At 60.4% G+C, this 26,642-nt stretch carries 22 protein-coding genes; 8 read left to right on the top strand and 14 right to left on the bottom strand.

Annotated elements, in window-relative coordinates:
• Positions 1-99: 99 nt before the first annotated feature.
• Genes BJ6T_RS41805 through BJ6T_RS41795 form a run of 3 tightly spaced genes read left to right on the top strand, consistent with a single transcriptional unit; the run spans position 100 to position 3,079 of the window.
• Positions 100-1,017 carry a DUF1127 domain-containing protein gene (locus tag BJ6T_RS41805; RefSeq protein WP_014498570.1) on the top strand — a complete coding sequence of 306 codons (918 nt, stop codon included), beginning with the start codon at positions 100-102 and terminating at the stop codon, positions 1,015-1,017.
• Between the two features lie 46 nt (positions 1,018-1,063).
• The gene (locus BJ6T_RS41800; protein ID WP_014498569.1) at positions 1,064-2,038 is read left to right on the top strand and encodes a Bug family tripartite tricarboxylate transporter substrate binding protein; all 975 of its coding nucleotides are present in this window, start codon (positions 1,064-1,066) and stop codon (positions 2,036-2,038) included.
• 24 nt (positions 2,039-2,062) lie between these two features.
• Positions 2,063-3,079, top strand: coding sequence for a methyltransferase (locus BJ6T_RS41795; protein ID WP_014498568.1), 1,017 nt, complete (start codon positions 2,063-2,065; stop codon positions 3,077-3,079).
• Between the two features lie 59 nt (positions 3,080-3,138).
• On the opposite strand, the gene BJ6T_RS41790 is transcribed toward BJ6T_RS41795, so the two are convergent.
• Both BJ6T_RS41790 and BJ6T_RS46770 read right to left on the bottom strand, forming a co-directional pair.
• Complete coding sequence (locus BJ6T_RS41790; protein ID WP_014498567.1) at positions 3,139-3,384, bottom strand: hypothetical protein; 246 nt, start codon at positions 3,382-3,384, stop codon at positions 3,139-3,141.
• A 129-nt stretch (positions 3,385-3,513) separates the two neighbouring features.
• The gene (locus BJ6T_RS46770) at positions 3,514-3,723 is read right to left on the bottom strand and encodes a hypothetical protein (protein ID WP_014498566.1); all 210 of its coding nucleotides are present in this window, start codon (positions 3,721-3,723) and stop codon (positions 3,514-3,516) included.
• 299 nt (positions 3,724-4,022) lie between these two features.
• On the opposite strand from BJ6T_RS46770, the gene BJ6T_RS41785 reads away from it, so the two are divergent.
• Positions 4,023-4,439: an SRPBCC family protein gene (locus BJ6T_RS41785; RefSeq protein ID WP_028170215.1), complete on the top strand. Its 417-nt coding sequence runs from the start codon at positions 4,023-4,025 to the stop codon at positions 4,437-4,439.
• Positions 4,440-4,638: 199 nt separating this feature from the next.
• On the opposite strand, the gene BJ6T_RS41780 is transcribed toward BJ6T_RS41785, so the two are convergent.
• The 3 genes from BJ6T_RS41780 to BJ6T_RS41770 all read right to left on the bottom strand — a co-directional run bounded on the left by BJ6T_RS41780 (position 4,639) and on the right by BJ6T_RS41770 (position 10,080).
• A complete protein-coding gene (locus BJ6T_RS41780; protein ID WP_014498564.1) occupies positions 4,639-6,012 on the bottom strand; it encodes a 4Fe-4S dicluster domain-containing protein in 1,374 nt (457 codons plus the stop codon).
• A gap of 684 nt (positions 6,013-6,696) precedes the next feature.
• The gene (locus BJ6T_RS41775) at positions 6,697-8,094 is read right to left on the bottom strand and encodes an NAD(P)-binding protein (RefSeq protein ID WP_014498563.1); all 1,398 of its coding nucleotides are present in this window, start codon (positions 8,092-8,094) and stop codon (positions 6,697-6,699) included.
• A 309-nt stretch (positions 8,095-8,403) separates the two neighbouring features.
• Positions 8,404-10,080, bottom strand: a complete 1,677-nt coding sequence (locus tag BJ6T_RS41770; protein WP_014498562.1) for a winged helix-turn-helix domain-containing tetratricopeptide repeat protein — start codon at positions 10,078-10,080, stop codon at positions 8,404-8,406.
• Positions 10,081-10,329: 249 nt separating this feature from the next.
• Here BJ6T_RS41770 and BJ6T_RS41765 point away from each other — a divergent pair, with 249 nt between their 5' ends.
• The 3 genes from BJ6T_RS41765 to BJ6T_RS41755 all read left to right on the top strand — a co-directional run bounded on the left by BJ6T_RS41765 (position 10,330) and on the right by BJ6T_RS41755 (position 14,002).
• The gene (locus BJ6T_RS41765) at positions 10,330-11,280 is read left to right on the top strand and encodes a helix-turn-helix domain-containing protein (RefSeq protein ID WP_014498561.1); all 951 of its coding nucleotides are present in this window, start codon (positions 10,330-10,332) and stop codon (positions 11,278-11,280) included.
• A gap of 136 nt (positions 11,281-11,416) precedes the next feature.
• On the top strand, positions 11,417-11,953 hold the full coding sequence (locus BJ6T_RS41760) for a hypothetical protein (protein WP_014498560.1): 537 nt from the start codon (positions 11,417-11,419) through the stop codon (positions 11,951-11,953).
• A gap of 252 nt (positions 11,954-12,205) precedes the next feature.
• A complete protein-coding gene (locus tag BJ6T_RS41755; protein ID WP_014498559.1) occupies positions 12,206-14,002 on the top strand; it encodes a flavin-containing monooxygenase in 1,797 nt (598 codons plus the stop codon).
• Positions 14,003-14,175: 173 nt separating this feature from the next.
• On the opposite strand, the gene BJ6T_RS41750 is transcribed toward BJ6T_RS41755, so the two are convergent.
• The 8 genes from BJ6T_RS41750 to BJ6T_RS41725 form a co-directional block, all read right to left on the bottom strand.
• On the bottom strand, positions 14,176-15,267 hold the full coding sequence (locus tag BJ6T_RS41750) for an ABC transporter ATP-binding protein (protein WP_014498558.1): 1,092 nt from the start codon (positions 15,265-15,267) through the stop codon (positions 14,176-14,178).
• A 75-nt stretch (positions 15,268-15,342) separates the two neighbouring features.
• Entirely contained in the window at positions 15,343-16,194 is an 852-nt protein-coding gene (locus tag BJ6T_RS41745; RefSeq protein WP_014498557.1) for a carbohydrate ABC transporter permease, read from the bottom strand.
• A gap of 3 nt (positions 16,195-16,197) precedes the next feature.
• Positions 16,198-17,133, bottom strand: coding sequence for a carbohydrate ABC transporter permease (locus BJ6T_RS41740; protein ID WP_014498556.1), 936 nt, complete (start codon positions 17,131-17,133; stop codon positions 16,198-16,200).
• 65 nt (positions 17,134-17,198) lie between these two features.
• On the bottom strand, positions 17,199-18,515 hold the full coding sequence (locus BJ6T_RS41735; RefSeq protein WP_014498555.1) for an ABC transporter substrate-binding protein: 1,317 nt from the start codon (positions 18,513-18,515) through the stop codon (positions 17,199-17,201).
• Positions 18,516-18,632: 117 nt separating this feature from the next.
• On the bottom strand, positions 18,633-18,785 hold the full coding sequence (locus tag BJ6T_RS47870; protein ID WP_155256738.1) for a hypothetical protein: 153 nt from the start codon (positions 18,783-18,785) through the stop codon (positions 18,633-18,635).
• Positions 18,786-18,972: 187 nt separating this feature from the next.
• Complete coding sequence (locus BJ6T_RS47865) at positions 18,973-19,134, bottom strand: hypothetical protein (protein ID WP_014498554.1); 162 nt, start codon at positions 19,132-19,134, stop codon at positions 18,973-18,975.
• A gap of 292 nt (positions 19,135-19,426) precedes the next feature.
• Positions 19,427-20,755, bottom strand: a complete 1,329-nt coding sequence (clcA, locus tag BJ6T_RS41730) for a H(+)/Cl(-) exchange transporter ClcA (RefSeq protein ID WP_080593936.1) — start codon at positions 20,753-20,755, stop codon at positions 19,427-19,429.
• Positions 20,756-21,033: 278 nt separating this feature from the next.
• On the bottom strand, positions 21,034-21,993 hold the full coding sequence (locus BJ6T_RS41725) for an ABC transporter substrate-binding protein (RefSeq protein ID WP_014498552.1): 960 nt from the start codon (positions 21,991-21,993) through the stop codon (positions 21,034-21,036).
• A 1,296-nt stretch (positions 21,994-23,289) separates the two neighbouring features.
• On the opposite strand from BJ6T_RS41725, the gene BJ6T_RS41710 reads away from it, so the two are divergent.
• The gene (locus BJ6T_RS41710) at positions 23,290-25,080 is read left to right on the top strand and encodes an adenylate/guanylate cyclase domain-containing protein (RefSeq protein WP_014498550.1); all 1,791 of its coding nucleotides are present in this window, start codon (positions 23,290-23,292) and stop codon (positions 25,078-25,080) included.
• A gap of 235 nt (positions 25,081-25,315) precedes the next feature.
• Here BJ6T_RS41710 and BJ6T_RS41705 read toward each other — a convergent pair whose 3' ends face one another.
• Positions 25,316-26,215, bottom strand: coding sequence for an alpha/beta fold hydrolase (locus BJ6T_RS41705; protein WP_014498549.1), 900 nt, complete (start codon positions 26,213-26,215; stop codon positions 25,316-25,318).
• Between the last annotated feature and the right edge of the window lie 427 nt (positions 26,216-26,642).

The following is a 26,642-nucleotide window of genomic DNA, read 5'->3' as shown; positions in this document are numbered from 1 at the left end:
TCCTGACATCCTGCCATCGGTAGAGGTATCGCCAAGGGATACCGACAAGGGATACCGACAAGGGATACCGACAAGGGATACCGACAAGGGATATCGCCGATGAGTACCATCAACGGCGTTGCGCAGGTGCGACGGACTGCCACACCCGTGCAGCAAGTGACCAGCCTTTTCCTGCGGGTCTGGAGCGCATGGCAGAAGCGCCGAAGACGGCTGAAGGTACAAACCGCTCTCTGTGCCCTCAGCGATCGGGAGTTGCTGGATATCGGCGCGACGCGCGCCGAGATTGACTACATTGCCTTGCAGCAAGGCCGCGCAAGGCCCGATCGTCCGGCACCCTGGCGCATTGGTAGTGCGCTTGCGATCTGGTTGCTCGTCAACCTGTTCAGCTTGATTTCCGTAGATCGCACCGAGGCTCAATGCACGGCGCAGGATGTTTTGCGGAGACAGCTGGCGGTCAAGGTCGATCCGCCGGCTCCCAGGTCGGAGATTCCGATCAGCTCCGTTGCGGATGTCTCGGTGTGGAAGACGATTCGGATAGGAACATTCACGGATACTTTCGCCCTGCGCAGCGCGATGAGTGCAATGGGATGCGGCGTCGGAAACGCGGCCGATGAGATACTCGCTCGACCGGCCTTTACTCTCAGCCGCAAGAAGGCGGAGGTTGAGCTTGTTGCCGTGTCGGTTGCCGAGCTCGGCTTTCAAGGCGAGGCTTCACTGCGGGAAATCTATGCGCGTGCACAACAGCTCGGTCTTGCTCTGGCGCCCGCCGAAATCGCGCCGCAGCTGAGACTCCAGTATTTGGACCAGCCGATCGGCGAGTTTCTCACCATCGGGATGGAGCCTATCGGGACGTGGGCGGGTGACGCGGTCGTCCTGACGGTGGCTAATGGCGGAGCAGGCCTCATCCTGATCGGCCAGGATGGCCGTCAGGACGCGCAGATATCTGCGATATCCCGTTTTGTGTTCGTGCGGCCCGGTCCGTCCGTGGCTCCCGAGGCCGCAGCGATGGCCAGGTAGCATGCCGCGATCTCATTGGGGCTGGGCTCGATCAGGGAAACGGGTGATGATCACGCGTCGTGATGTGTTGTCGGCGGCCGCTGCCGCGTTCGCCGCTACGCATATTTCACCGCGGGCGCTCGCACAGCCGATCGCGAGAACCGCGCATATCCTGACGGGCTTCACGCCCGGGCTGCAGGATGGTTTGGCGCGGCTCGTGGCCGGCCAGATGAGCGGCTATGCCGAAACCATTGTGGTCGAGACCCGTCCGGGCGCGGCCGGGCGCATCGCGGTGGAGGCGGTGAAGAACGCCGACGCCGACGGATCGGCCATGCTGTTCTCGCCGCTCGGCTTCATGATGTTCTTTCCGCACGTCTACAAGACGCTGAGATACCATCCGCGGGATTTCACGCCGGTGTCGACCGTAGCCTCGACTCCGACATTGCTGACGGTCGGCCCGATGGTGCCTGCCGACGTCAAGACACTGGCGGATTTCGTGGCCTGGTGCCGCGCCAATCCGAAGCACGCCACCTTTGGTTCGCCGGGCGCCGGAACCTCGCTGCATTTTCTCGGTGCGATGCTGGGCCGCACCGCCGGCTTCGATTTTCTTCACGTGCCCTATCAGGGCGGCGGTGCGATTCAGGATCTGGCCAAGGGCGTGATTGCCGCGACCGTCATGCCGATCGGCAGCTCGCTCGGGCTCGTCCAGTCCGGAGATCTTCGCGCGCTGGCGACCACCGGACCGCGCCGCAGTCCGTTTGTTCCGGCGGTGCCGACGGTGCGGGAGGCCGGATATCCGTCGCTCGAGGACCTCACATGGTTTGCGTTCTTCGTTCCGGCCAAGACGCCGGCGCCGATCGTCGATAAGCTCAACACCGCGATCCAGGCGGCCTTGCGCACCGACGAGGTCAAGGCCGGCATGGCCAAGCTGGCCGTCGAGCCCGACGCGATCGCCATGGAAGACTTCGCCCTGCTGATCGCATCCGAATCCGACCGGTGGAAGGCGATCGTGCAGGCAACGGGGTTCGTCCCGACCGATTGAAGCGGCATTGACAGGAGGCAACACATGAGTGGGCCGGCATCCGTGCATGATCTCGTGCAGTCGCATCGCATCACCGCGGTGATCTATGCGGCGGCGAAGCTCAATCTCGCCGAGGCCATCGGCGATGAGGCGAGATCGGTGGCCGAGCTCGCCCGGCTGGTGTCTGCCGATGAAAGTGCGCTGCGCCGATTGCTCGTTGGCCTGACGACACTTGGCCTGTGCAGGCAGGCCGACCGCGACCGGTTTGCCATGACCGAGCTCGGCCGGCAGCTCGACGAGAGCGCCGACCCCTCCTTCAAGGACTGGGTTCTCTTCGAGGGCGAGATACTCGCGCAATCCTGGATCGGGCTGGTCGATTCGGTTCGCTCCGGCAAGAGCGCGGGTGAGCTGCGCGGCGATGGCGACGATCGCTATGCCGCGACGAGCAATGCCCCGGAATTCACCCGCCGCTTCAATGCCGCGATGGTCAGCCTGACGCGGAGCATCGTTCCAAGGATCGTCGCGGCGCACGATTTCGCGACCGCGCGCGTCGTCATGGACCTTGGCGGGGGCACCGGCGAATTGATCGGCGGCGTGCTCCAGCACAACCCGCATCTTGAGGGCATCGCCTTCGACCTGGCGCGTTGCGAGCCGGGAGCGCGGGCGCATTTTGACCGGCTTGGCATCGCCAATCGCGGCCGGTTCGTCGCGGGCAGCTTCTTCGAGAAGGTCCCGTGCGGTGCCGACACGATCCTGATGAAGAGCATCCTGCACAATTGGAGAGACGATCGTTGCGAGGTGATTCTGCGCAACTGCCGGGACGCGCTGCCGGCCAGCGGAAAGTTGATCGTGATCGAACGGATCATGCCGGAGCCCGCGACGACCGAGACCCAGGACCGCTCCTGCACCATGAGCGACCTCAATATGCTGCGGGGACCTGGCGGCCGCGAGCGGACGGAAGCCGAGTACCGCAGGCTCGGCGTCCTGGCCGGCTTCGCCTTCGTCGGCACCAGCGGTGTCGGCTCGTTCAGCCTGATCGAATTCCGAAAGGTCGGACACTGACTGCGGTCCGTTGGGCCGCCAGTCGAGTCTCATCCCATCTGGCCTTGGCGCAGGTTCGATCAGCAGCCCCGGCAGACGCCGGAGATCTTGCGATCGACGTCGGCATCCTCCTGGTCGAGGAAATCCAGCGATCCCAGACTTGCCGAGGGCACGTCGGAGGCGTGCGGCTGGCGGTGACCGACCGGCGCCGTCCAGGGCCTGGTGGTCGTTTCCTTTCCAGGCAGCGACGGGTGGAAAGGTTGCGCCGAAGCTGCGCCCATCGTCGATACGATCGTGACCACAATCAGCATCTTTGAGGTGATCATAGGTGTCTCCAAATGCATCCCGCCCTGCATGTGCGGTTCAGACATTCAGATTTGCATCGGAGACCTGCTATTCCCTGTCATCGCGCAGGCGTGATGCCGCCGTGGTCCGGCCTTCCGGAACGACGTTGGTCAGGCCGGCGCTTTCCTGCCGATCAGACCGAAGACGATCATGACGAGGCTGATGCCGCCGACGGCGCCCGAGACCTCTCCGACCGTGCGCATCAGGGCGGCAGGATCATTGGACCACGGCGTCATGTCCCGCATCGAGAGGAAGAACAGGACGGCGAGCACCAGCAGCACTGAGCCTACGGCAATCAATCGCCAGTTTCGCTTTCGCATGACAGATATTCCCCCGTATCGCCCACGGATGGGCGGGGCCGTTCAGGACGCAGGGAGATAGTGTCGCCGAGCCCGGGTCGGGTTCAACGGCCACGAGCCGCATCGAACAAATGTGACCCTCATCCCCAGTTTGTTCGCTGCCGCGGGTGGGTGGCCAACAGACGTTTTGACATTTTTGTGTTTTCAACGCTTTGACGGCTCGACCCTGTCGGGAAGGACCAGTCTCGATCGTCCTTGGATCGACCCCGCACACGTAAGTGATGCCGTCACCTAGAAAATCGAACCAGGAGCTTATGTTCATGAGGATCACCGTCGAAACCACCGTCGCAGCCCCCATCGATCAGGTCTGGCGTGCCTATACGACACCGGCTGACATCATGGCGTGGAACGCCGCGTCCGACGACTGGCATACGACCAAGGCTACGGTCGACCTGCGGGAAGGCGGGCTCTTCTCGTCGCGCATGGAAGCCAAGGACGGCAGCATGGGCTTTGACTTCGCCGGGACCTACACGACGATCGTCGAACACAAGCTGATCGAATATTCATTCGGCGATCGCAAGGCCGAAGTCGAGTTCGTGCCCGGGGCGAAGGGCGTCGTCGTCCGCGTCGTCTTCGATGGCGAACCGACACACTCGGTTGAGCAGCAGCAGGGCGGCTGGCAGGCCATCCTCGACAATTTCGCACGACACGTGCAGGCGAAGCAGAAGACGTCGTGAAGCCGTGCGGGGGGCAGGAGATGTCCCTGACGAGCGCTGTCGGCTTTCCGCGCGGAGCACCTGACGGAAACTGAACAATCGAGGAATAGCCGGCTTCGGGTGATACCCTCTGCCGGCGACCTCCGGTTTGCGCCGGGCTCCGGACATGCCGCTGCATTGGGTTCACCGGCGCGGTGGGCCAACAGGTGACGTCAAACTGCTACGACGGCGCCACGCCCCCCGCGCACGCCTCCGGGGGCGCGCCACGCCTCAGGGGAAGCGGCTGGTCGCCAAGCAACACCTTCATCACCACGTCACGCGCATTGCCGGGATCAAGCGAGTGCTTTGCGATCAGGTCGCTGCAGTCGGCGACGATCTGGTCGGCGTCCTGCATGATCTTGAGCTCCTTGTAGCGATCGTGCCGATGCAGGCCCATGCTTTCGCCAACCACTTCAAGGATATTTACGATACGGAATGGCCAGTCGCGCTCGTGCGCGCACAGTTCGCGATGATCGGAATGATAGACCGCGACCAGTGCATCGACACCTGCATCGCGCGCCGCCTCGAGCTCCATAAGTTGCAATTCGCGCTTGTACTTTGGAAGCACGCCGACATCCACGCTTTGCAAACCCACCGCCGGCTGGTTCAGATCGACGAGTTCGATACCGGGTACCGCCGTCAAGATCTCAGCGGCGGCTTCCACGACGCCGGCCACGCCGGGATGCTTGTGCAGCGCGACCCGCATTTCGACCCTGCGCTGAAGGTACGGCTTGAGCTGCGCCAGCCGGTCGCCGAGAAAGCGCATGAATGGGCTCATCTCGAACGGGCGCGACCCGTGCTGTCGCTCCACCGTTGGCAGGATGGTCTCCGTGTACTGGACGTAGCACGACGGGCACCAGGAGATCACCTGCCCCGAGTTCGAGTGCGACAGCTTTTCCATCGTACTCGATCCCATACGACCGGCCATCTCTGCGTCGCCAGACTTGAGCTGGAGAATGCCGCAGCAATGGCTCGGCCCGCCCATCACTTGGTAACTGACGCCGAGCGCGTCCATGATATCGAGGGCAAGCAATGCGATGTGCGGCGTCTTGAGCACATTGCAGCCGGTGTAAAACACGAAATCCGGCGCCTCAACGGGCGTGGCGACCGACGCCGATCTCTGACCCAGTCGTTCGAGCGCGTCCGCATCGAGTTGCAGGCGCGAAAGCATGTTCACACCACGACTGCCGTCGCGGTACTTCTCGACACCCCGGCGGCGCCGTTCGGCAAGCTCATTGTCCGACTTCGCGATGCCAAGCCGCGCCATGCTCAGCAGGAAACGCGGATTGACGCCATAGCTGCACGCCTTGATGCATGCCCCGCTCCGCATGCAAGATTGCGCCCATTTGCGCGACGCTTCCGGGCCGTTGCCGGTACGGACTAACTCGAGAATGCCGCCGATGATGTCTTCGGACTTTGTCGTCCGCGAGATGCCGGCCGGCTCGACACTCGGACAGGCCTCGACGCATTTCCCGCATCGCGTACAGGCGTCGAGCATGTCTTCGGCATATTCAGCCAGGGACGTCTCGAAGGGGACCTCGTTCATCGGCTGCATGACCAACTCCCAGGCCTGCTGGAGGATCAGCTACGTGCGGCATACGACAGCGCCCGAACCTAACCCACAATTAGCGAACTGTACACGAGCAGGCCGCAATGGGGGGCCAACAGGTGACGTTCGTCAGCCGGCACGGCGACCGTCAGAGCAAGGCCGCTCTGCTGCCGGCCCCCGAAGGCCATCTCGGGAGATGGGGAAGATTATTTCCACCCGCGCTGCGGTAGCCCTTAAGGCTCTCGTTGGATGTTGACGCGACTCTCGCGGCACGGAACGATCTGGCACCAGCTTTGACAGGTCAAGTAGGTACCGGCGGGCGGCCATCTATGCGGCGCTCAGCGAAGGGCCGGACAATTGGCAGTCGCTGTGGACTTGTGCTGCCTATATGCTGCTTGCGGTTACGCTGTGACGGGCGCGCGCTTGAGAAAACCCGGCCGGCCGACTTCCGCGTCACTATGGCCGTGTGCCGATCTCTTCCGGTCTACCCCTGTGAACGGAAATCGTCAGACTGCACCGGCATGTCTCACACGGGCCGGAATCGGACTCATGTGCCGCAGCATCTCTGCCTGTAAGCCGCCCAAGGTGAACGGGCAAAACGGCATACTTCACCTGCGGAATATTGCGGCTGGCCCGCAGGTTGGTGCGCAGTTTCCGCGTACAACGATAGCCTGCCAGAACTTAGAGTGATTACAGATCAGCGAGGAGACGCGTTGCGCTAACCACGGCCGTTTGGCTGGCTTTCCTTACGCGCTGTAATATAGCCATGCGCCCTGCATCATCCGGCATGACCTCTGAAGCGAGGCTGGCTGATACATCAAGTCGTAACGACCGCGCCCATTTGGTCAGATTTTGCTGAGACGACCAGCGTTTCTCGTTTCGCGCGGTCGTTATGAACGTGCCCACCCAGTCAGCGGGAGTTCGCGGCGGTGAAATTGGCTGACAAAGGTCATTCTTGAGATCGTCGCCATCAATGGTCGCCTCGACATATCCGAGCACTGCGGCGCTAAGAGCCGATCTCCCCCATTTCACCCATTGTAAAGTGATCTTTTCCGGCTCGAATATCACCTTCGCTTTACGCGGAGGGATACCGGCAGCAGTACAATCCACGTATAACCAGTCATCATTTGCGGAGATTGTCCCCTCTTCAAGGACGATACGGTCTCGATGAATGACCTGAACGTGCCCCCTTCGCACGACGTCCTTGATCAATCGCAATTTGTCCAATTCACCCTTCGACATCGTCGCGCCATGGAACATCGTCGGAGTGATCGAGCGATCAAGACGAAGCCATAAGTCACGCCGCTCGAATTGCAGGAAAAGATCATTGATCGACGCTGCTTCACCAATTGCTTCCAACAGATCCGCTACGTACGTAAAAGACGTCTCGAAGAAATCCTGGGTGAACTGAACCTTCGATCTGTTGATCCACCAGGCATCGCGGGGGACGATCCACCTGATGCTGTCTGGATCGGCGCCATTCTCGAGAAGCCAAAGGCACGCGTCGACGCCGGTCTTCCCCGCACCGATGATGCAATAGCAATGCGTTTCGCCGGAAATCCTGACAAGATCGTTTACTGGGATACACCGCACCCCTTCGTCTGTTTGAAACTTGCGCTTTTGCAGGCTTGGCACTTCAACCGCGGCATATGTCGCATCGACAAGTTTCTTGCGTGCTTTGACCGCACGCCGTTCTCCGGTGACCAAGGAAGTGGCGTGCGCACGCCAGTCGAACCGCGTCATCGGAAAGTAGGCGACCCGACCGGTAGGTAGGAACACGTGGTCCATGATATCCCGATAATACGAAACGATCTCGGGCCCGGATGCCATGGACGAGAGGCCATCATTTGGGCCTCCGCGAACGATCGAGTTGTTCCCCAGCACGCGGGATTCCACGCCATAGTGGCGTGAAGGCAGGTGAAGTCTGACGAAGGGATAGGAATGGTTCCAGTGACCGCCTGGCCCGTGACCGGCGTCTATGATCGCTACCGTGGACGCGCCGTGGTGTAGCAGCGTGTCGGTGAAAGCCATACCGGCAACGCCAGCGCCGATTACGACATAATCAGCCTCAATGACACTCTTCGGCATTGCTCCGCCTCCCACATATCGTGACGAACCGCTGGGCTCACTAGCCACGTAGCGCGCAGAGTTGCTTCCTTTTCCTTGAACACCAGCGTCTATCTACCACGCAGAGCGGCTTTCGCTTAGGCCAAACAGCGGCCGCCCGAGATCAGCTAAGCGTCAAATGCGAAGAACTCGGAGTGAGCAAAGTCAGTTCGCTCTACCCCACCAAGCGGACCTCAATGAAAGGTGTCGCCCCTTCGCTGACGGGCCAGCAGCAGAAGTTGCGCTTATTCGACTACTTCGTTGCCAAGGCGAGTGTCTTGGCCGAGATGGTCATTCGGGCAGCCCTGCTTGCCGCAATCCTTCTTCGTATCGCGCAACGTCCTCAGCACGTCGATAAGGGCCAAGCACATCTTTGAGATTGGAAAGGCGCAGCGTGGGGCTCAGTTCTCGCAGCCGAGCCACGGCCTTGTGTGCTTGCTCCAGCCGACCGGCCATTGCGTTGCTTGCGGCGGCGATACGTAATCCAGGTCGATAGTCCGGACTGCACTGCAATGCCATCGCCGCCCATGATGCCGCTTCGGCATAGCGGTCCAAAAAGAAATGTGCGTACGCATTTCCAGCTCGCATCCCCATCAGCCACGGGTCAAGCGGGCTCAGGCGAATGGCACGAGCAAACCGTTCGATTGCGGATTCCGGCTCGCCGAGCCAGATCTTTACCCAGCCGCCGAAATGCCATGCCTCAGCCAAATTGGAATTGAGCGCAAGCGCGCGATCGACCAAGCCGGCGCCCACCCCGACATCCCCAACAACGAACGCTAAGGCGTTTCCGCCAGCGCAGAGCGCGATCGCGTCATCCTTGCCCAACTCAACCGCCCGTTGGGTGAGCTTCTTCACTTCGGCAATCGCGTTCGCCGTGTCTGGAATCCAGCCATTGATCCTGGCGGAGAGGTAGCAAGAGGCTGCACGACCGTAGGCAGTGGCAAATTCCGGGTCGAGCTCTATCGCGCGGGTGAACAGACGCAATGCCTCGTCGTTCGCTTGCCGGTTACCAAACTGATGAAGCCGGGCCAGACCGCGCAAATAGAGGGCATAAGCGTCGAGACTAGCGGTCGGCTTGCGTTTGGCGCGCTCGATCTCAGCTTTTTCCACCGCAGGCGCGATCGCCCCGACAACGCTCTCAGTCACCTGGTCCTGCAAATCGAAGATGTCGCCGAGCTCGCCATCAAATCGATCGGCCCAAATATGTGCTCCAGTGGCGGTGTCGACGAGTTGTCCCGTAATGCGCACTCGGCTTGCCGCCTTGCGAACGCTCCCTTCCAACACGTAGCGCACCCCAAGCTCGCGCCCCACCTGCTTCACGTCGACGGCCCGCGCCTTGTAGGTGAAGCTGGAGTTTCGGGCGATGACAAATGGCGCCTTGAAACGAGACAGCGCCGTGATGATGTCTTCGGCCATTCCATCGGCAAAGTATTCCTGTTCGACATCGCCAGACATATTCTGGAACGGAAGCACTGCAATGGAAGGCCTGTCCGGCAGCGGAGGCGGACTCTCGGCCCCGGCAGCAAAAACTGGCGCAGCCTCTCGCGTTTCAGTCGGCGCATCGACCTCAAAGGCCCTGATTGGCTCCTGAATGTTCTTTACATGTTGAACGCCAAGATCCGTACCTGGGTCTGTGACCAAGGCTCGCGCGGGCATCTCTTCCTCGATGATCTTGCCAACAAATCGGAGGCCTCTGCGAGAAACCGTCCGGATCAGGCGTTGCTCTTTGCCGGTATCCCCGATTGCCTTGCGCACGGCATTGACGTGGCTGGTCAGCGTGGATTCGGACACGATCCGTCCCTCCCACACCGCCTTCAGAAGATCGTCCCTTGTCACGACCTGTTCCCGGTTCTGCACCAGGAAGAGCAGCAGATCGAACACCTTCGGTCCAATGGGGATGAGCTCGGAGCCTCGCCTGAGCTCGCGCCGGTTAGCATCGAGGCAATAATCTTCGAATAGAAACGGCACTTCTGATCCTCCTTGGACAAGAAGCCAAGGAAAACTCAATCGCAATTCAGGCCGACTGCAAGGTTTTTTCGGCGCGAAACAGTAACACATCTTCTCACCTTTCGGGAACAAGCCCGGTTCGAGAAATGGTTGGCCCGACCCGCACGCGACGCGCACTGGGCTTCGCAATCAAAGCAACAAATCTGGCCGCTCCGGACCACGGCATTTCTCCCGCCATCTGCATCGTCTCTCCAATGCGAGGATACGTTCATGAACAAGCATATCGTGCGCGATTCTTTGAAGGACGCGTCAGTTGCGCCTGAGGCGTGCCAAGTCACTCCGGCCAACGCCGAGCGCCCTCACGCCGGTGCGGAAATAGCGCGGGTGCTCGGGGCCACGGCATTTCGCATGGCTTTGGATACCTCCGGTGCCGCGATCGCCCACCGGAAATATGAACGAGCGCACGACGTCTGCGGGCCCAAAACCCACCACGTCATCATGGCTTACAACGGCTCGGTCCAGCGCGTGGAACGGCGGTCGGGACGATCAGTTGCGACCGGAACGTTCCGTCCCGGGGCTGTGATAATCATTCCGAAAGGATCAAGCTCCCGATGGGACATTCCAGAATCCGTTGACGTCGTTGAGTTCTATCTTCCGCACGCGACGCTCGAGCGCGTGGCCGAAGAAGCCGACACCGCCGGACCGGTCAATCCTCCGGAGCGAACGGCGCATCCCGACCCCGTTACATCCCAATTGCTCTTGGCCGCGGCAGATGTCCTGGAGGGCAACGAGGCTCCGGATACGCTATTCAGGCATCAACTGACAAGCCTTCCGGCCGCGCGTCTCCTGGCAGCGCACACCGGCTCGCCAACCACGATCCGGCCGACCATGGGTGGTCTTTCGCCGAAGGTGCTCAACCGCGCCATCGAACGCCTGCGTCCGGACAACGATGCGGACGTCTCCCTCGCCGCGCTCGCCTCGGATGCCGGTCTGTCGCGCTTCCACTTCTGCCGCGCTTTCAAGAAAAGTACCGGGCTGTCGCCGCATGCCTGGCTGCGTCAGCGCCGGCTCGATGAGGCCAAAAACATGCTGCGCGACACCGACGCGTCGGTCATCTCGGTCGCAGTCGCGCTTGGCTATGCTTCCCAGACCGCGTTCGCCGCTGCCTTCAGGAAGCTGACCGGCGAGACCCCGAGCAATTGGCGACGGCGTGCACGTTGACGGCATCGCCCATGCGGGGAATAGCATCGTTGCGAGAAAGGCTCCCGGATGCAGGCGGGCAAGAAGGTCCCATGACTGCTACGGGTCCAGAACCGACATTCCCGTTCGTAGGCTGAGTGTGCTAGCCTGAGGCACCATGCCCACACCTGCTGAAGCAGTAAGAACCTACATCTTGGCCAAGGACGGCAACCGACCGTTCTTGATGAGGCAGGCGTTTTCTGAAGACATTGCACTCGAAATGGTGGTCAAGACCGACGCCATTTCGTTCCCCAACACGGCTTCCGGCTTGAACGCCGTGGAAGAAATTTTGGTGCGTCGTTTTGGTGTCGAATACGAGAACATCTACACGTTCTGCCTATCGCAGCCTTCCGAGACTGACCGAGCGCGCTTTCAGTGCCATTGGTTGGTGGGGATGTCCGCTAAGGCCAGTGGGCAACCGCTGCGCGTTGGATGCGGACGTTACGACTGGCATTTCAATGGGCACGGAAAAGTGGTCAGGCTCGTGATCACCATTGAAGTTATGAAAGTCTTGTCGGGCGCCGAACTCGATGGCGTAATGCGCTGGCTATCTTCGCTTCCTTATCCGTGGTGCAGTCCGTCTCAGGCTCTCCTGTCATTTCCTCCGCTTAACGACCTGCGCGAGGTTGAAGCCTACTTGAAGCAGGTTCAGTAATCTCGAACTACGATCGGCCAATAGGGTTGACGTCCCGAAGTTGAAGCTCGCCGCATGTCACCTTCGGGTCAATCGCGTCACTATGGCCGCGTGCCGCTCCCTTCCGGTCTGCCCCTGTGAACGGAAATCGTTAGACCGCGCGCGCTGAAGCCGACCGGGAACCCTGCCGCGCGAGTCTGGATTCCCGCGATGGTTGGGGTAAGGTTACGCTGCCTGCGTAGAAAAATTGCAAACAACATCCGGGAGGAAGTGATGCTCGACACCACGCTTAGTGCGCGCGTTCAGGTTTTCCTCGACGAGTTTGAAGCTGCGCTTGCGGCCGGCGATCTCGACGCCGCCGTAGGAATGTTCGCTCAGGAATGCTACTGGCGCGACCTCGTTGCCTTCACCTGGAACATCAAGACCATGGAAGGCCGCGATCAGGTCCGCGACATGCTCGCGCACTGCCTCGCGCATGTGAAGCCGCGCAACTGGAAAATCGCCGAGGGTGAAACGCCAACCGAGGCCGGCGGCGTGACCGAATCTTGGATCACGTTCGAGACCGAGGTCGCGCGCGGATATGGACTCATCCGCCTGCAGAATGGTCAGATCTGGACGCTCTTGACGACCATGGCCGAACTGAAGGCCCATGAGGAAAAGGCTGGCTTCAGCCGACCGCTCGGCGCCAGGCACGGCGTCAATCCCGGCGCCAAGACCTGGAAGGAACTGCGTGACGAGGAAGTCGAGCAACTCGGCTTCAAGACCCAGCCCTACGTGCTTGTCATCGGCGGCGGGCAGGGCGGCATTGCGCTCGGGGCGCGGCTGCGCCAGCTCGGTGTGCCGACGATCATCGTCGAAAAGAACGCACGCGCCGGCGATTCCTGGCGCAACCGCTACAAGTCGCTCTGCCTGCACGACCCCGTCTGGTACGATCACTTACCCTACATCGATTTCCCCAAGAACTGGCCTGTGTTCTCGCCCAAGGACAAAATCGGCGATTGGCTGGAAATGTACACCAGGGTCATGGAGCTGAACTACTGGTCGAACACCACGGCCAAACGCGCAAGTTGGGACGACACCAGGAAGGAATGGACCGTCATCGTCGAACGCGATGGCAAGGAGATTACCCTGCGGCCCAGGCAGCTTGTGTTCGCGACCGGCATGTCAGCCAAGCCCAACATGCCGAAAATCAAAGGCATGGACTCGTTTAAGGGCGAGCAACACCACTCCTCACGCCATCCCGGCTCCGGCGGGTACAAAGGCAAGAAGGTGGTGGTGATCGGCTCGAACAATTCGGCTCATGACATCTGCGCTGCGCTATACGAGGCCGGCGTCGACGTAACGATGGTGCAGCGCTCAACGACGCACATTGTGCGCTCGGATTCGCTGATGGAGAGTATCGGCGATCTCTATTCCGAACGCGCCGTCCGCGGCGGAATGACGACGGCAAAAGCCGATCTGATCTTCGCTTCACTGCCCTACCGGATATTGAATCAGTTTCAGAAGCCGGTCTACGACAAGATCCGCCAGGATGACGCCGCTTTCTATGCCGGACTGGAGAAGGCCGGGTTCAGGCTCGACTTCGGTGACGACGATTCCGGGCTATTCATGAAATATCTGCGCCGCGGCTCGGGCTATTACATCGACGTCGGCGCCTCGCAGCTTATCATTGACGGCAAAATCAAACTGTTCGCTGGACAGGTCGAGGAAATCACGCCCAACGGCGTCAGGCTCGACAACGGCAAGGAATTGCCAGCGGACGTGATCGTCTATGCCACCGGCTACAGCTCGATGAACGGTTTTGTCGCCGATCTCGTGAGTTCGGAAATGGCCGACAAAGTCGGCAAGGTCTGGGGCCTCGGCTCGAATACGACAAAGGACCCCGGCCCATGGGAAGGTGAGCAGCGCAACATGTGGAAGCCGACGCAGCAGGAAGGCCTATGGTTCCACGGCGGCAACCTGCATCAGTCGCGACATTACTCGCAATTCCTTTCCCTGCAGTTGAAGGCGCGCTACGAGAGCATCCCAACGCCGGTCTACGGCCTGCAGACTGTTCATCACAAGGCCTGAAATCGCCGAGTGCGCAGCGGGGCTCGCGGATTGCGAGCCCCATGCTATTTCCGGGTCCGCACTCGCCGGCACAATTTCCGCCTTGTCTCGTAAGCCGACATTGCTGACTTGATCCGCCATGTCAGCGTTCTGATCGAATTCCCCTCGCCAGTGGCATTGGCCAACTGGCGGCGTTAGATGGCCGCCTCGGTCTGCGCGTCGAAAACATGAAGCCTGGAAGGCCGCATGGCAACGCGCAGCTTGTCGCCCACCTTCACCCTCGCGGTCGGCTCGACGCTCGCCACCATGATACTCTCGCCGACCTTCATATCGAGCAGGATTTCCGAGCCGAGTTGCTCGACCACCTCAATCACAGCATCGAAGCATGGGTGGCCGAGATCAAAGCTACCCGCCACGGTGAGGTCCTCCGGCCGGACGCCGAGCATGACCTTGCGTCCGGTACAACCGCGCAGCCGCTGCGCGGTCTCGTCCGGCAGCTTGATGCGGAGGCCGGAGTTCTCGGCAATCAGCGATCCGTTCGCCTCGGTCACCGTAACGGCCGCGAAATTCATGGCTGGGGAGCCGATGAAGCCGGCGACGAACTTGTTGGCGGGCTGATTGTACAGCTCGAGCGGTTCCCCCACTTGCTGCACTACGCCGTCCTTCATGACGACGACCCGGTCGCCCAGCGTCATGGCCTCGACCTGATCGTGGGTAACGTAAATGGCTGTGGTCCCGAGGCGCAGATGCAGCTTCTTCAGTTCAACGCGCATCTGCACCCGCAGCTTGGCATCGAGGTTCGACAGCGGCTCGTCGAACAGGAACACGCGGGGGTGGCGCACGATAGCGCGGCCCAACGCCACGCGCTGGCGCTGGCCGCCTGAGAGCTGGCGTGGCCTGCGCGTGAGCAATTCGCCGATGCCGAGGATGTCAGCCGCCTCCAGTACGCGCTTGTCAATCTCGGGCTTTTCGAATTTGCGCATCTTCAGGCCGAACGCCATGTTGTCGTACACGGTCATGTGCGGGTACAGAGCGTAATTCTGGAACACCATGGCGATGTCACGGTCCATGGGCGCCAATTCATTGACCACGTTGCCGTCGATGGAGATATCGCCGGAACTGATCGCTTCGAGCCCGGCGATCATCCTGAGCGTCGTCGTCTTGCCACAGCCGGAGGGGCCGACGAACACCATGAATTCCTTGTCGCGGATCTGCAGATTGACGTCTTTGACAGCGTGCACGTTGTCAAAGAACTTGTTGATCCCCTTGAGGACGACCTGGCCCATTCGCTTCCACCTGCCTCCAGCGGATTATGCGCTGTCGCTATGCGCGCTTTCGAATCCCTGCGATCCGCGGTGCTGTCAGCCCTTCACTGATCCGGTCAATCCCGCGACGTAGTGCTCGACGAAGAACGAATAGGCGATAGCAACCGGTATAGATCCAAGCAGGGCCCCAGCCATCAGCGGCCCCCAGTAGAATACATCGCCGCGGATCAGCTCCGACGTGACGCCGACCGGCACGGTCTTCTGCTCAGGCGAGGACAGGAAGACGAGCGCGTAGATGAACTCATTCCACGACAGCGTGAAAGCGAAGATGCCGGCCGAGAGGATGCCCGGGATCGCCACCGGGATGACGATGTAGAGCATCGCCTGCCAGCGCGAGGCGCCGTCAATGCGCGCGCATTCCTCGAGCTCCTTCGGTACCGCCTTGAAGTAGCCCATCATGATCCAGGTGCAGAACGGAATCAGAAAGGTCGGATAGGTCAGGATCAGTGACCAAGGCGTGTCACCGAGCCGATAGTTGCGTATGATCTCTGCCAGCGGAATGAACAGCAGCGTCTGAGGCACGAGATAGGTAATGAAGATGGCGGTGCCCAGGCTGCCGGCAAATGGAAAGTTCAGCCGCGACAGGGCATAGCCGGCGAACACGCCGCACACGAGCGAGATGGCGGTTGATGCAAGCGCGATGAACGTCGTGTTCCACAGCCACGATGCGAACAGCGTCTCCTCGAACAGATACCTGACATGGTCCCAGGTCGGTTTCCAGGTCCAGAACGGATTGTAGTTGCTCGAATTCCAGGGGCGGTAAAGCTCGCCGTCCGGCCGCACCGAAGTGATCACCATCCAGTAAAACGGGAACAGCAGGAAAAGCAGGAACAACGCCATAGGGACGTAGAAGAACACCCACTTTCGCCACCTTGCGCCTTCGATCATGGCTCAGCGGACCTCCACGCGGCGGATGTAGAGAAGCTGGAGGACGACGATCAGAAACAGGACCGGAAACATTGCGAGCGAGATCGCGGCGCCCTCGCTCAGGAGGCCTGTGCCGACGCCGATCTGATAGGCGTAGGTGGCGAACAGGTGCGTTGCGTTGGCCGGCCCGCCGCCCGTCATCACATAGACAATCTGGAAGTCGGCGAAGGTCTGAATCACCGAGAACAGCATCACGACCATGGTCACGGGCAATAGCAGCGGCCAGGTGATGTGCCAGAACCGCTGCCACGGCTTGGCGCCGTCGATGGCGGCGGCCTCGTTGAGTTCGGGACTGATGGTCTGCAGGCCGGCGAGCAGGCTGATGGCGAAGAACGGCACCCCGCGCCAGATGTTGACGATGATAATCGAGATCATGGCGAGGTCGGGATCGCCCAGCCAATTGATCCGACCGGTGATCAAGCCGAAATGGTAGAGGAGCCAATTGAGAACACTGAACGTCGGGTCGAACATCCACTTCCAGGCGAAAGTCGAGAGCACGGTCGGAATGATGAACGGCAGCAGGATGAAAGCACGGGTAAAAGCCTTGCCGCGGAAATTACGATTGAGCAGCATGGCCAGCCATAGCCCTAGCGCCAGCTTGAAGACGGTAGTCACGCCCGTATAGAGGAAGGTATTGTAGACGGCGGTGCGAAAGATCCCGTCGTTGAAGATCTTGTAGAAGTTGGCGAGGCCGACGAAGTCGCCGGGAATACCGACGCGCGAGCTGGTGACCGACAGCAATATCCCTCGCATGAAGGGATAGGCGATGAACATGCCGAGCAGTACGATGGTCGGCACCAGCAGCACGAACGCCAGCCAGCGCTCGTCCTCGAGCAAGCGCTGTCGCCGGGGAGGGGGCGCCTCGCGGAGCGTGGTGTCGGAAACCGCGCTTATCGCCATGTTCGATCCTCGTCGGCCGGAAGATTCCGCTGCCCCTCGAAAAATGGGAGGAGGGCGGCTTATCCTCAGACGTAGACCTTCCTGAGCTCAGCCTCTGCCCATTTCACGGCATCCTCGGGGGGCATGCCTTGGACGGCCTTTGCGTACATATCAACGATGACGTACTTGGTCACGACTTCGGCTGCCCTGCGGGTAGAAGGTCCCTCGTAGCCAGCGAAGCGCCCTGTGCGCGCGGCTTGCTTGTAGGGCAGCATGATCGGGTCGTCGCCCCATAGCTTGTGCTTTTCCCAATCCGTGGTCGGGCCGACCGAGAAGCCCTTCTGGGAAACGAACCATTTGTCGTAGACGTCCTTGGAGTGAATCCAGCCAAGGAATTTCTTCGCCGCATCCTGGTTCTTTGAATAACCCATCAGGAGGTTCGAGAACGGGACGTGATAGCTGAATTGCCCGCCGGGGCCCTTGGGCAGCGCGGCATGCAGGATGTCGTCCTTCAGCGGCCCGCCGGCCTCCGTCTTGTAGGTATCCGGCTTGCGCAGGGTCTCGATGTAGATCGAGGCGCCATTGAGCGTGGCGCTGCATGTCCCGGACAGAAAAGCGCGGTTGTTGTTGGAATCGTCCCAGGCGAGCCCGCCTTCGTCGTGGGCGTCCTTCCAGAAGGCCACCATGAATTTAACCGACTCGACGGTTGCCGGGCTATTCAGCGCAATCGTCTTGCCGTCTGCCTCGACCTCCTTGCCGCCCCAGGACCACAGGTAGGGGTAGGCGAAGGCGGGCGCATCGCCGAAGGTGTGACCCAGCGTTTGGCCGATTGGCCGTCCCTTTGCCTTCAGCTTCTTGCCGGCCTCGCGATACTCCTCCCACGTCTGGGGGAATTTTCCGTCCGTGTAGCCGATCTCGGCAAACCAGGACTTTCGGTACGCGATCTGCAAGCCGACGATGGACCACGGCACTGCGATCCACTTCTTGCCGTCATTGGCGACAGCGCGGGATGTTTCGTAGAAGCCGCCCTGGCTCTTGCCGAGTGCTTCCGCGATGTCGCTGACGTCTACGACGCTTTCGCCGTAAAGTTGCCCCCAATTGTTGAGGACGCAGACGATGTCGGGGCCGGACCCGGACTGGATCGCCGAGGTGACACGGGCCTGGATGTCGTTGGCGTTGATGGTCTCGATATTGAGCTTTATGCCGAGCGCTTTCTCGCACTCCTTGGCGATTTCGTTGCGCAGCAGCTGATCTGACGCCGGAACGAAGTCGGTCCAGCGCAGCCAGTGCACCGTGGCGGCTTGCGCATAGGCGGGCGCCCTGCCAACCGTCAGGATTCCGGCCATGCCGCCCGCAAGCGCGGTACCGCCCTTGAGGACGTTACGTCGGGTTACTGTCGTCATGCATCCCTCCCTCGATGTGTCCGAGTTGATGCTCTACGGCCAGTCTTGCGCCGGCTTGGAGTCTCTTTCAGTCTATCGCGCCTCCGTGCTTCAACGCTTGCGCGCGTTGATGCCTGCTCAATGCATCGGCTCGATGATCATTTGGTGGTGTTCCGCTTGCAGCACCGGGGTGGCGAGTTCGCCGCCAACCAGGGTGGGTTCTTCGCGGTGCAGCGGCGCGATTGCATCGCACCCAATCGTAACGGCGATACGACCGGCGGCCTGGATCATGTCGGCGCTGCAGCCAGCGCTTGAACCCTACCGTCATAACGATCCCTCCCGCGCAGCGACGGTATGGCCGCAGCCAAGCGGGTTTTCCCCGTCTTATATAAAGTTCGGTACCGGAAGCTGGCGCGACGTCATTGTCGCCCGTCGCAGCAGGAAATCAAGTGCTAGCTTTGACGCGGCGGCCATGGTCTCACCTCGTGAACTGGCCGGCGACCAACAGTATCGAACCTGTCACGTAAGACGCTTCATCTGAGGCGACGACGAAACCGCCCACAGCCATGTGGCCCATGATGACCGAGGCATTCCAATCGGTCGAGCTGGTGGCCAGTTCCTCGAAGATGTGTTGCTTCATATTGTTGCTCCTCCAGATACCCGTGGCCGGATACGAAGTCTGAGATGGTCGTGGCGCGGTTCGGACATCGTTAGTTCTACAAGCCGCTTGTCCGCATAGGGTCTTGGCGGTGTAAAAACGGTAGCGTTTTCACACAGCCAGGGTCAAAGGCGGTCTTCGAGGAGAAGCGCCCGGCAGGCCGGCCAGAAGCTGACGTAGGCCGTCACGGCTCAAGAACAGAATTTCCGATTGGGGAAGTCGGACGCCTAAAACGTTGCACGCATCGGCATAGTCGGGGTGGATGGCATCGATCTCACCTCTGTCTGATTTTCCGCTCCAGGCGCAGCGTATGCTCACGCAGGGAATCGTAAATCGGCGCATTGCCCAGCAGCATGGGCAGCAGCATCGCCATGAAGCAGGCGCCCAGCATCGGCAGCAGCATCGTCACGTTACCGGTCATTTCGGCGACGAGAACGATGCCGGTCACCGGCGCGCGCACAATGCCGGTGAAGAGAGCGGCCATGCCCACCAATGCAAATGCTTCCGGCTGGATGGAGAGCGCCGGGAATGCAAGGTGGCAAGCCATCCCGAACAGCAGCCCTGATTGGGCTCCGAGCACGAGCAAGGGTGCGAACAGCCCGCCGGGCGTGCCAGCCGCGTATGAGAGAGCGCCGAGTCCGAATCGGATCAGGAATGCGAACACCAGGACTCCCACACTCTCGTGGCCGATCAGCGCCCGCTGCGTGATCTGATCTCCGCCACCGACCAGTTCGGGCGCGAACCAGGCCAACATGCCGACGCTTGCGCCAATCAGTCCGGCGCGGAGCTCGATCGGTAGCCCTGCAAACCGGTCGCGAACTGCGATGGTCGCAAGCAGGGTGCGATTGTATGCGACAGCCAGCAGTCCCGCGATGCCACCCAGAGTTAGAAAGAGCGGGGCGGATTCGGCGCCGGGATAGCTCAGCGGCCCGATGTGAAAGTCGGGCGCGTCACCGAGAAGCAACCTTGCGACCGGGATCGCCGTCGCCAGCGCTGCAAGGGCGGCGACGGCGACACGGTGCTCGAACTTCTGCACTAGTTCCTCCAGCACGAACACGAGCCCGGCAATCGGCGCATTGAAGGCCGTTGCAAGGCCGGCACCGGCGCCGGCCGCCAGAAGCACTCGCGAGTCCGCCCAGCAGAGCCGGCAGGCGCGCGCAGCGAGAACCGCGATACCGGCGCCCATCTGGACGGTCGGCCCCTCACGGCCCAGCGCCAGCCCGGAGCCGATCGCCAGTATTCCGCCGAAGAATTTCACCGGCACCAGGCCAAACGGCGCCGGTCGGATCTCTTCGCGCAGAACGGCTTCGACATGCGGAATGCCGCTGCCCGAAGCGTGTGGCGAGAATTCCCGCACCATCCACGCGGCAACCAGGGTCGCGACAGCGCACGCGCCGACGACAGTCAAGAACCCCCAGACTGCGTGGCCATGGGCCCACGCGATCATCGCATCGCGCAGATGATCGGCATGCGCGAGCAAAAGCCGGAAGATTGCCCCAACGCATCCGGTCGCGGCTCCCACGATGAGAGCCATCGCCGCGAGCCCCAACAGGCTGCGACGTTCGTCTGCGACTTGCCGGTCGTCGTCAGGGTTATGGTCCACGGCTGGTCGATGATCCCGAGGCCTTCGCAGGGGACAATCTTTGCCAAAATCACCGGCGAATGTCCCGAGAAGAATACTTCCAACTTGATCGAAGAACCGCCCCTCCGGCCGACATGCTGGGGACCTTACCACGCGTCCCAACGAAGGTGCGCCGAACCGAGGCCCGCTTTGGGCGTCAAAAGCAGCCATCGCGCACCATGCCGCGATTGGTTCGTCAGGGGCCGCTTCCGGGCTCATGCATTGCACCAAAAACGATGTGCACGATTGCAGGTTACCGGTTACTCGATCACCTCGTCGGCGCGGGCGAGTATCGAGGGCGGCACGGTGAGGCCGAGTGCTTTTGCAGTTTTCAGATTGACTATCAGTTCGAACTTGGTGGGTTGCTCAACTGGTGTTTCGGAAGGACTTGCACCCTTGAGAATTCTGTCCACGTATCGGGCTGCCATCTTGAACATTCCGACGTTGTTTGCACCATAGCTAGCTAAACCACCGGCATCCACGAATTCTCTATATTGATACACCGCGGGAATTCTCGAACTTGCCGCTAGAGAAGCGATTGTCGGTCGGAATGGGTCGGCAAGAACAAACAGAGCGTCACAGTGTGCATCTGTCATCTTGTGAAAGGCATCAGGCAAGTCGTCCGGTGTAGGGGCGACGACTGGGAAAACCGACGTTCCGAAAGATTGAAGCGCGGCTCGCGCTAGCTCGTATTGCGTAGGATGGGTAGTATTCAGCGACATCAGTACGGCAACCGTTTTCGCGGCAGGCAGTAGCTCGTGTAGCGTTTCCACTGACTTGCCCATTACGTCGCCGTACATATTGGCCACGCCGGTTATATTGCCTCCCGGATGTGCAAAGCTCTTGATGAACCCGGAACCAATCGGGTCCGTTGAAGGCGACATCACGATGGGTATCGTGGATGTGGCTCGCTGGGCCGCAGCGATAGCCGGGGTCGCAATCGCAACCAGAACATCGGGTCGGAGCGCGACGAGTTCCTTTACGAGTTGAGGCAAGCGCTCGAAATGTCCTTCCGCTGTCCTATAGTCGATGATGAGGTTCTTGCCCTCAATATAGCCGAGGTCGCCTAATTGCTTTCGGAAGGCATCTAAAGGCTTTTGGACAGCAAAGCTTGGGTTGAGCATGCCCACCCGGACGGTCTTGGATTGCTGCGCCATGGCCATGATGGGGCAACCGATCGCTGCCCCCATGACTAGGAAAATGAACTCCCGCCGCTTCATTCGATCCTCGTGGCCTGGCGGAAAAGAGTATCACGTTTTCGTCGTCGCGCTCGCTGCGTTGGCAAGGTGCTGCGTTGCACATGCGGCGCGTGGCGCGGGCGGCATCGGGGCAAAAGCCGACACCGCGCCAACGGCCCTGGTATGTCAGCAAAGGGCCAGAAGCTGCCATCGGGCAGCATGTCGCGATTGGTCGGCTATGGGCCAAAGCCGAAGCCGCACTCGAAATACTCAACGTTGAAAGAGCTGGTTGAAACATCCTTAGGGCGGCTATGCTAGTTTAACGGTTCAAACCTGCCCGATCCTTCTGCGTTTGGACTCACTGCAAATCGATGAACGACCTATTTCTCACACGGGCTTTGAAAGGGTGGCTCGCGGGCTGTTGTGGGGCGACGTTGACCCTTTTTGTCGTTGGCCTGATCGCGGGAGTTTTTCATCCGATTGGACTTACTCCCGCCGGCTTGGCGACGGGCATCTTTGTCGCGCTTGTACATCTGGTTTTCATCACCATGATGTCGGCCATTCCTGCCGCTGCTGTCATTTGGATAACCAGAGTCCTGCATGTGCGGTCTGTCGCAGTATTCGCAGTATGCGGCGCGGCAATCGGTTGGCTCGGCCAACGCCTGATCACTCCATGGCCAGACACCACGATATGGTCATACGTGTTAGCCGGCCTCGTTGCAGGCTGCGCGTACTGGCTTGTTGCTGTGCGCCGTGGGCTCGGCAACTGAGACAGCCGCGCCCCCTCGAAGCTCTCGAAGTGACGCTATTAATCCGCATAAACATTGACGCTGTAAGACCGCAATGGATCAACAGGCGCCGTCCTGACCGCCGCCCATGAGTGGACTTTGTGGCACTGGCAATTGGGCTGGCGTTAGGGCTTGTTAGTGCGATTGACACGTGTCTTCGTATTTGGGGCCTCTATGAAGCGTACGAAACGGACCTTGGCTTTGGTTGGCTCGACCCTATCGATAACCATCATCGCCGCAGCAACGTGCTTTTTGTTTTGGCATAAAAGCATGACGGCGTTTCTTTCCTTTGTAGTTATCGTCCCGGTCTTTCTCATCCTGGCGCTAGGCCTTCTGAAACAAGCGCGCGCTCGATGAACAGGGCTTGGTAGTCTGCTTGGGGTCAAAATGCGAAGAACTCAGAGTGAGCAAAGTCAGTCCGCTCTACCCCACCAAGCGGACCTCAATGAAAGGTGTCGCCACTTCGCTGATGGGCCAATAGGCGACATCGGTCCGGCTGGGAATTCCATCTGATCCGTCGTACAATGGCATTCAAAACGGATCGCGGACCATGGCGCAGGAGCGGCTAGGGCGGGTCGAGCGCAGGTTGGCGGCTATATTGGCCGCCGACGTTGCTGGTTATTCGAGGCTCATGCATCATGACGAAGAGGCGACGCACACCAAACTGACAGCGCTATTGGCAGAGGCTGTTGATCCAGCAATCACCGACCACAGCGGCCGGATTGTCAAGAATACCGGCGACGGGTTCTTGGCCGAGTTTCCGAGCGCCGTCGAAGCGGTTCGAGCTGCGGTGCTGTTCCAGAGCCGCGTCAAGGAGCTGACCTCTAATGACGTTGAAGAACGGCGCATTGCTTTCCGGGTTGGTATCAACATTAGTGATGTAATTGTTGAGCCGCATGACATCTTCGGAGATGGCGTCAACATCGCAGCGCGGCTTGAGAGCTTGGCGCAACCCGGCGGCATCTGTATCTCGTCTTCTGCGTACGATTATGTCCGCGGCAAAGTTGGGGTCGACTTCATCGATCTGGGCGAGCGACCTCTCAAGAACATTGATCGCGCTGTGCGGTCCTACGCTGTAATCTGGGACGACCTGAGCACATCGTCGTGGGCACAGCGGGCGCTCCGGCCTTCATCCTCTCCACCTCGTCTTTCCATTGTTGTGCTGCCTTTTGCCAGTCTCGGTGGTGGTCCGGAGCAAGAGTATTTTGTGGACGGGGTCACAGAGGCCTTAACCACAGACATGTCGCGCATATCCGGCGCATTTGTAATCGGCCGACACACCGCATTCACGTACAAAGGTGCAACGATCGACTTAAAAAGAATTGGGCGCGAATTGAACGTGCGCTACGTGCTTGAAGGATCTGTCCAGCGAAGTGGCAATCGGCTTCGGGTCAATGCTCAGCTTGTCGACAGCGAAAGTGGCAGTCACCTTTGGGCCGAACGGTTTGATAAACCTCTTGCTGATCTGTTCGATATGCAGGACGAGATCGTTGCTCGGTTGGCCGGTGCGCTAAATGCTGAGCTCATTGCGGCAGAGGCGCGGCGAGCCCAACGCTCCGTAGATCCAGACGCGATGGATCTTTATTTCCAGGGCGTCGCCATCGCGAACAGAGGGACTGCGCCAGAGCACCTGACGCAGGCGCGCGGCTTTTTCGAAGGAGCTCTGGCGTTAGACCCGGGCTGCATCGACGCGCTGGTCGCCCGCGCAGGTCTGGATGAAGCAGCGGCGGCCGCATTGTTAACTGACGACCCAGCTCCGCGTCTTGCGTTGGCTGAGGCGACTATTAATGAGGTTTTGTCGCTGGCCCCTCAGCATGCGTTGGCGCACTTGCGATTGGGCGTCGTCCAGGTTCTTACGAATCGCGTACCTGAGGGTATTGCTGAATGCGAACGGGCCCTGGTGCTGGATCGCAATTTGGCCCATGCTCACGCTTGGATCGGCCTCGCCAAGGTGTACATTGGCCGTGCAGGGGAGACGGAGGCCGATGTGCAGGAGGCTCTTCGTTTGTCTCCTCGCGATACGCGTTCCTATATTTGGCTGATGATCGTCGGGATGGCCAAGTTTCACCTTGGCGCGTACGGAGAGGCTGCAGTTTGCTTACGCCGTAGCATTGAGGCCAATCGAAATCATCCGCTCGCGCATTTTTGGTTGGCCGCTGCGTTGGCACGGCTCGGTGCGATCGATGAAGCTAAACGCGCGTCGCGGGCGGCACTTGCCCTCAATCCAAGTTTCTCCATACGCCGCGTTCGCTCCCACCTGCCAAGCGACAACCCGATCTACCTCGCCGGACGCGCTCACTTGTATGAGGGGCTGAGCTTGGCTGGGGTGCCGGAGCAGTGACGTCGCCTTTGGGTCAATCGCGTCACTATGGCCGCGTGCCGCTCTCTTCCGGTTTACCCCTGTGAAATCGTCAGACTGCACCGCGATGTCTCACACAGGCCAGAAGCGGAAGTCGCGCTGCTTGATTCAATCACTTCATCGCCCGTGGATACCGGCGAGGGCGGAAGAGAGAAGTGGAGCGCGCGGTTACCAGAGACTAAGAATCCTCAGTGAGCAAACGAGCAGCCGCACCTTGCTAGTGGCTCGCGATGAAGGCCAGTACGACCTCGTCGTAGGCGTTAGGGGCCTCTCCCGGAACGGTGTGAGATGAGCCGGGAATTTTAACTCGAGTTCGTTGAGGCAGGCATCGTTCCAGTTCGTCCACGATGCGTTGGAAGAACTCCGGAGTGCGCTCACCATTTGTCACAAGCGTCGGCGCCGAGATGCGCTTTGCCATGTCACAGGTGAACACCGGACGCGGGCGGGTGGCTATCACGTCCGCGACAGAAGACAGCGCATTGTCGGACATCATCTTGCGATCACTCTCGGGCCGCCTGTCGTAGGTGCCGGGCCCGCCGACGGCTTCGGCGAAGAGCCGCAGCCCGGCATCGATCTCGCCCTTTCGGAATGCCTCCCGTGTGGACGCAAATCGAACGTTCCATTCGTTCAAGACCTCCGCGCCTCCGGGTGTTCCGGCGAGCAAGCCTGTAGCCGGGGGTTCATTGATGATCAGCGTTTGCACCATCTCAGGATGATTGAAGGCAAAGAACAGCGCGGCATGTGCGCCGGCCGAGTGAGCAACTATGTGAGCTCGTTTCACGCCGAGCCCTGCCAGGATGGCGGCCAAATCCTCACCGTGAACGTCTGCCGCCGCATCAGGCAGACCGTCCCCACTCGTTGCGTTCGGAAAATGGTTCTGCCGGCTATAGGCGATGGCACGGTAGCTTTTCGCGAACACGGGAAGATGCGCATTCCAAAAGCGATAATCCTGAAGTCCGCCGTGCACCAAAACAACGGGATCGCCTTGCCCAGCCTCGATATAGGCAAATTGCGCGCCGTTGGCGCTTACCTGTTTGACGTCAGCTCCGATGGCTGTGGTCAAATGCCAAGGACAGAGAACGAGGCCGGCGATCAGGGCTCTGATTCCGAAGTGCATGGTGGCCTCCCTGCGTGTCGAGGCAAACCAGAATATCCCAGCGGTGTAATCTCTGCTATGCGACGTTGCGTTGCACCTATCAATGCACCTAAGGTTTACATTCAGAGCGAGCAGGACCCCAACGAAGCCCACTATGACGGTAAGCTCTGCCTGCATCCCCGCCACGGGTCAAAAGCGGTCTTCGAGGAGCAGTGCTTGGCAGGTAGGTTGACGCGCCAGTAGCCGACGCAAGCCGTCACCGGCGTGGCGCCTGGATATCGAATTCAGAGGTTGCCAATCGGTTGGCAGTCGAGATGGTGCGTCCTGATGGACGCCTGCTGCACACCCGCTGCCATGATGACATTCTGCCGGTGTTTTGCCCGACGGGTCAAATCGATTTCGTAAAATCGAAAAAGCCCAATGCCGACAAGGGCCCGGCTACTGTGCA

Source organism: Bradyrhizobium japonicum USDA 6 (genome assembly GCF_000284375.1).
Taxonomy (GTDB): domain Bacteria; phylum Pseudomonadota; class Alphaproteobacteria; order Rhizobiales; family Xanthobacteraceae; genus Bradyrhizobium; species Bradyrhizobium japonicum.
Note: the sequence above shows the minus strand (reverse complement) of the source record. Positions and strands in the feature narration are given on the sequence as shown.

Bases quoted from the DNA above. Each gene is read 5' to 3' on its own strand.
- BJ6T_RS46770 (WP_014498566.1), bottom strand. From the start codon at position 3,723: ATGCGAAAGCGAAACTGGCGATTGATTGCCGTAGGCTCAGTGCTGCTG.
- BJ6T_RS41775 (WP_014498563.1), bottom strand. From the start codon at position 8,094: ATGCCGAAGAGTGTCATTGAGGCTGATTATGTCGTAATCGGCGCTGGC.
- BJ6T_RS41780 (WP_014498564.1), bottom strand. From the start codon at position 6,012: ATGCAGCCGATGAACGAGGTCCCCTTCGAGACGTCCCTGGCTGAATAT.
- BJ6T_RS41805 (WP_014498570.1), top strand. From the start codon at position 100: ATGAGTACCATCAACGGCGTTGCGCAGGTGCGACGGACTGCCACACCC.
- BJ6T_RS41705 (WP_014498549.1), bottom strand. From the start codon at position 26,215: ATGCACTTCGGAATCAGAGCCCTGATCGCCGGCCTCGTTCTCTGTCCT.
- BJ6T_RS41710 (WP_014498550.1), top strand. From the start codon at position 23,290: ATGGCGCAGGAGCGGCTAGGGCGGGTCGAGCGCAGGTTGGCGGCTATA.
- BJ6T_RS41800 (WP_014498569.1), top strand. From the start codon at position 1,064: ATGATCACGCGTCGTGATGTGTTGTCGGCGGCCGCTGCCGCGTTCGCC.
- BJ6T_RS41790 (WP_014498567.1), bottom strand. From the start codon at position 3,384: ATGATCACCTCAAAGATGCTGATTGTGGTCACGATCGTATCGACGATG.
- BJ6T_RS47865 (WP_014498554.1), bottom strand. From the start codon at position 19,134: ATGAAGCAACACATCTTCGAGGAACTGGCCACCAGCTCGACCGATTGG.
- BJ6T_RS41750 (WP_014498558.1), bottom strand. From the start codon at position 15,267: ATGGGCCAGGTCGTCCTCAAGGGGATCAACAAGTTCTTTGACAACGTG.
- BJ6T_RS47870 (WP_155256738.1), bottom strand. From the start codon at position 18,785: ATGATCCAGGCCGCCGGTCGTATCGCCGTTACGATTGGGTGCGATGCA.
- BJ6T_RS41795 (WP_014498568.1), top strand. From the start codon at position 2,063: ATGAGTGGGCCGGCATCCGTGCATGATCTCGTGCAGTCGCATCGCATC.
- BJ6T_RS41745 (WP_014498557.1), bottom strand. From the start codon at position 16,194: ATGATCGAAGGCGCAAGGTGGCGAAAGTGGGTGTTCTTCTACGTCCCT.
- BJ6T_RS41765 (WP_014498561.1), top strand. From the start codon at position 10,330: ATGAACAAGCATATCGTGCGCGATTCTTTGAAGGACGCGTCAGTTGCG.
- BJ6T_RS41740 (WP_014498556.1), bottom strand. From the start codon at position 17,133: ATGGCGATAAGCGCGGTTTCCGACACCACGCTCCGCGAGGCGCCCCCT.
- BJ6T_RS41735 (WP_014498555.1), bottom strand. From the start codon at position 18,515: ATGACGACAGTAACCCGACGTAACGTCCTCAAGGGCGGTACCGCGCTT.
- BJ6T_RS41755 (WP_014498559.1), top strand. From the start codon at position 12,206: ATGCTCGACACCACGCTTAGTGCGCGCGTTCAGGTTTTCCTCGACGAG.
- BJ6T_RS41725 (WP_014498552.1), bottom strand. From the start codon at position 21,993: ATGAAGCGGCGGGAGTTCATTTTCCTAGTCATGGGGGCAGCGATCGGT.
- BJ6T_RS41760 (WP_014498560.1), top strand. From the start codon at position 11,417: ATGCCCACACCTGCTGAAGCAGTAAGAACCTACATCTTGGCCAAGGAC.
- BJ6T_RS41785 (WP_028170215.1), top strand. From the start codon at position 4,023: ATGAGGATCACCGTCGAAACCACCGTCGCAGCCCCCATCGATCAGGTC.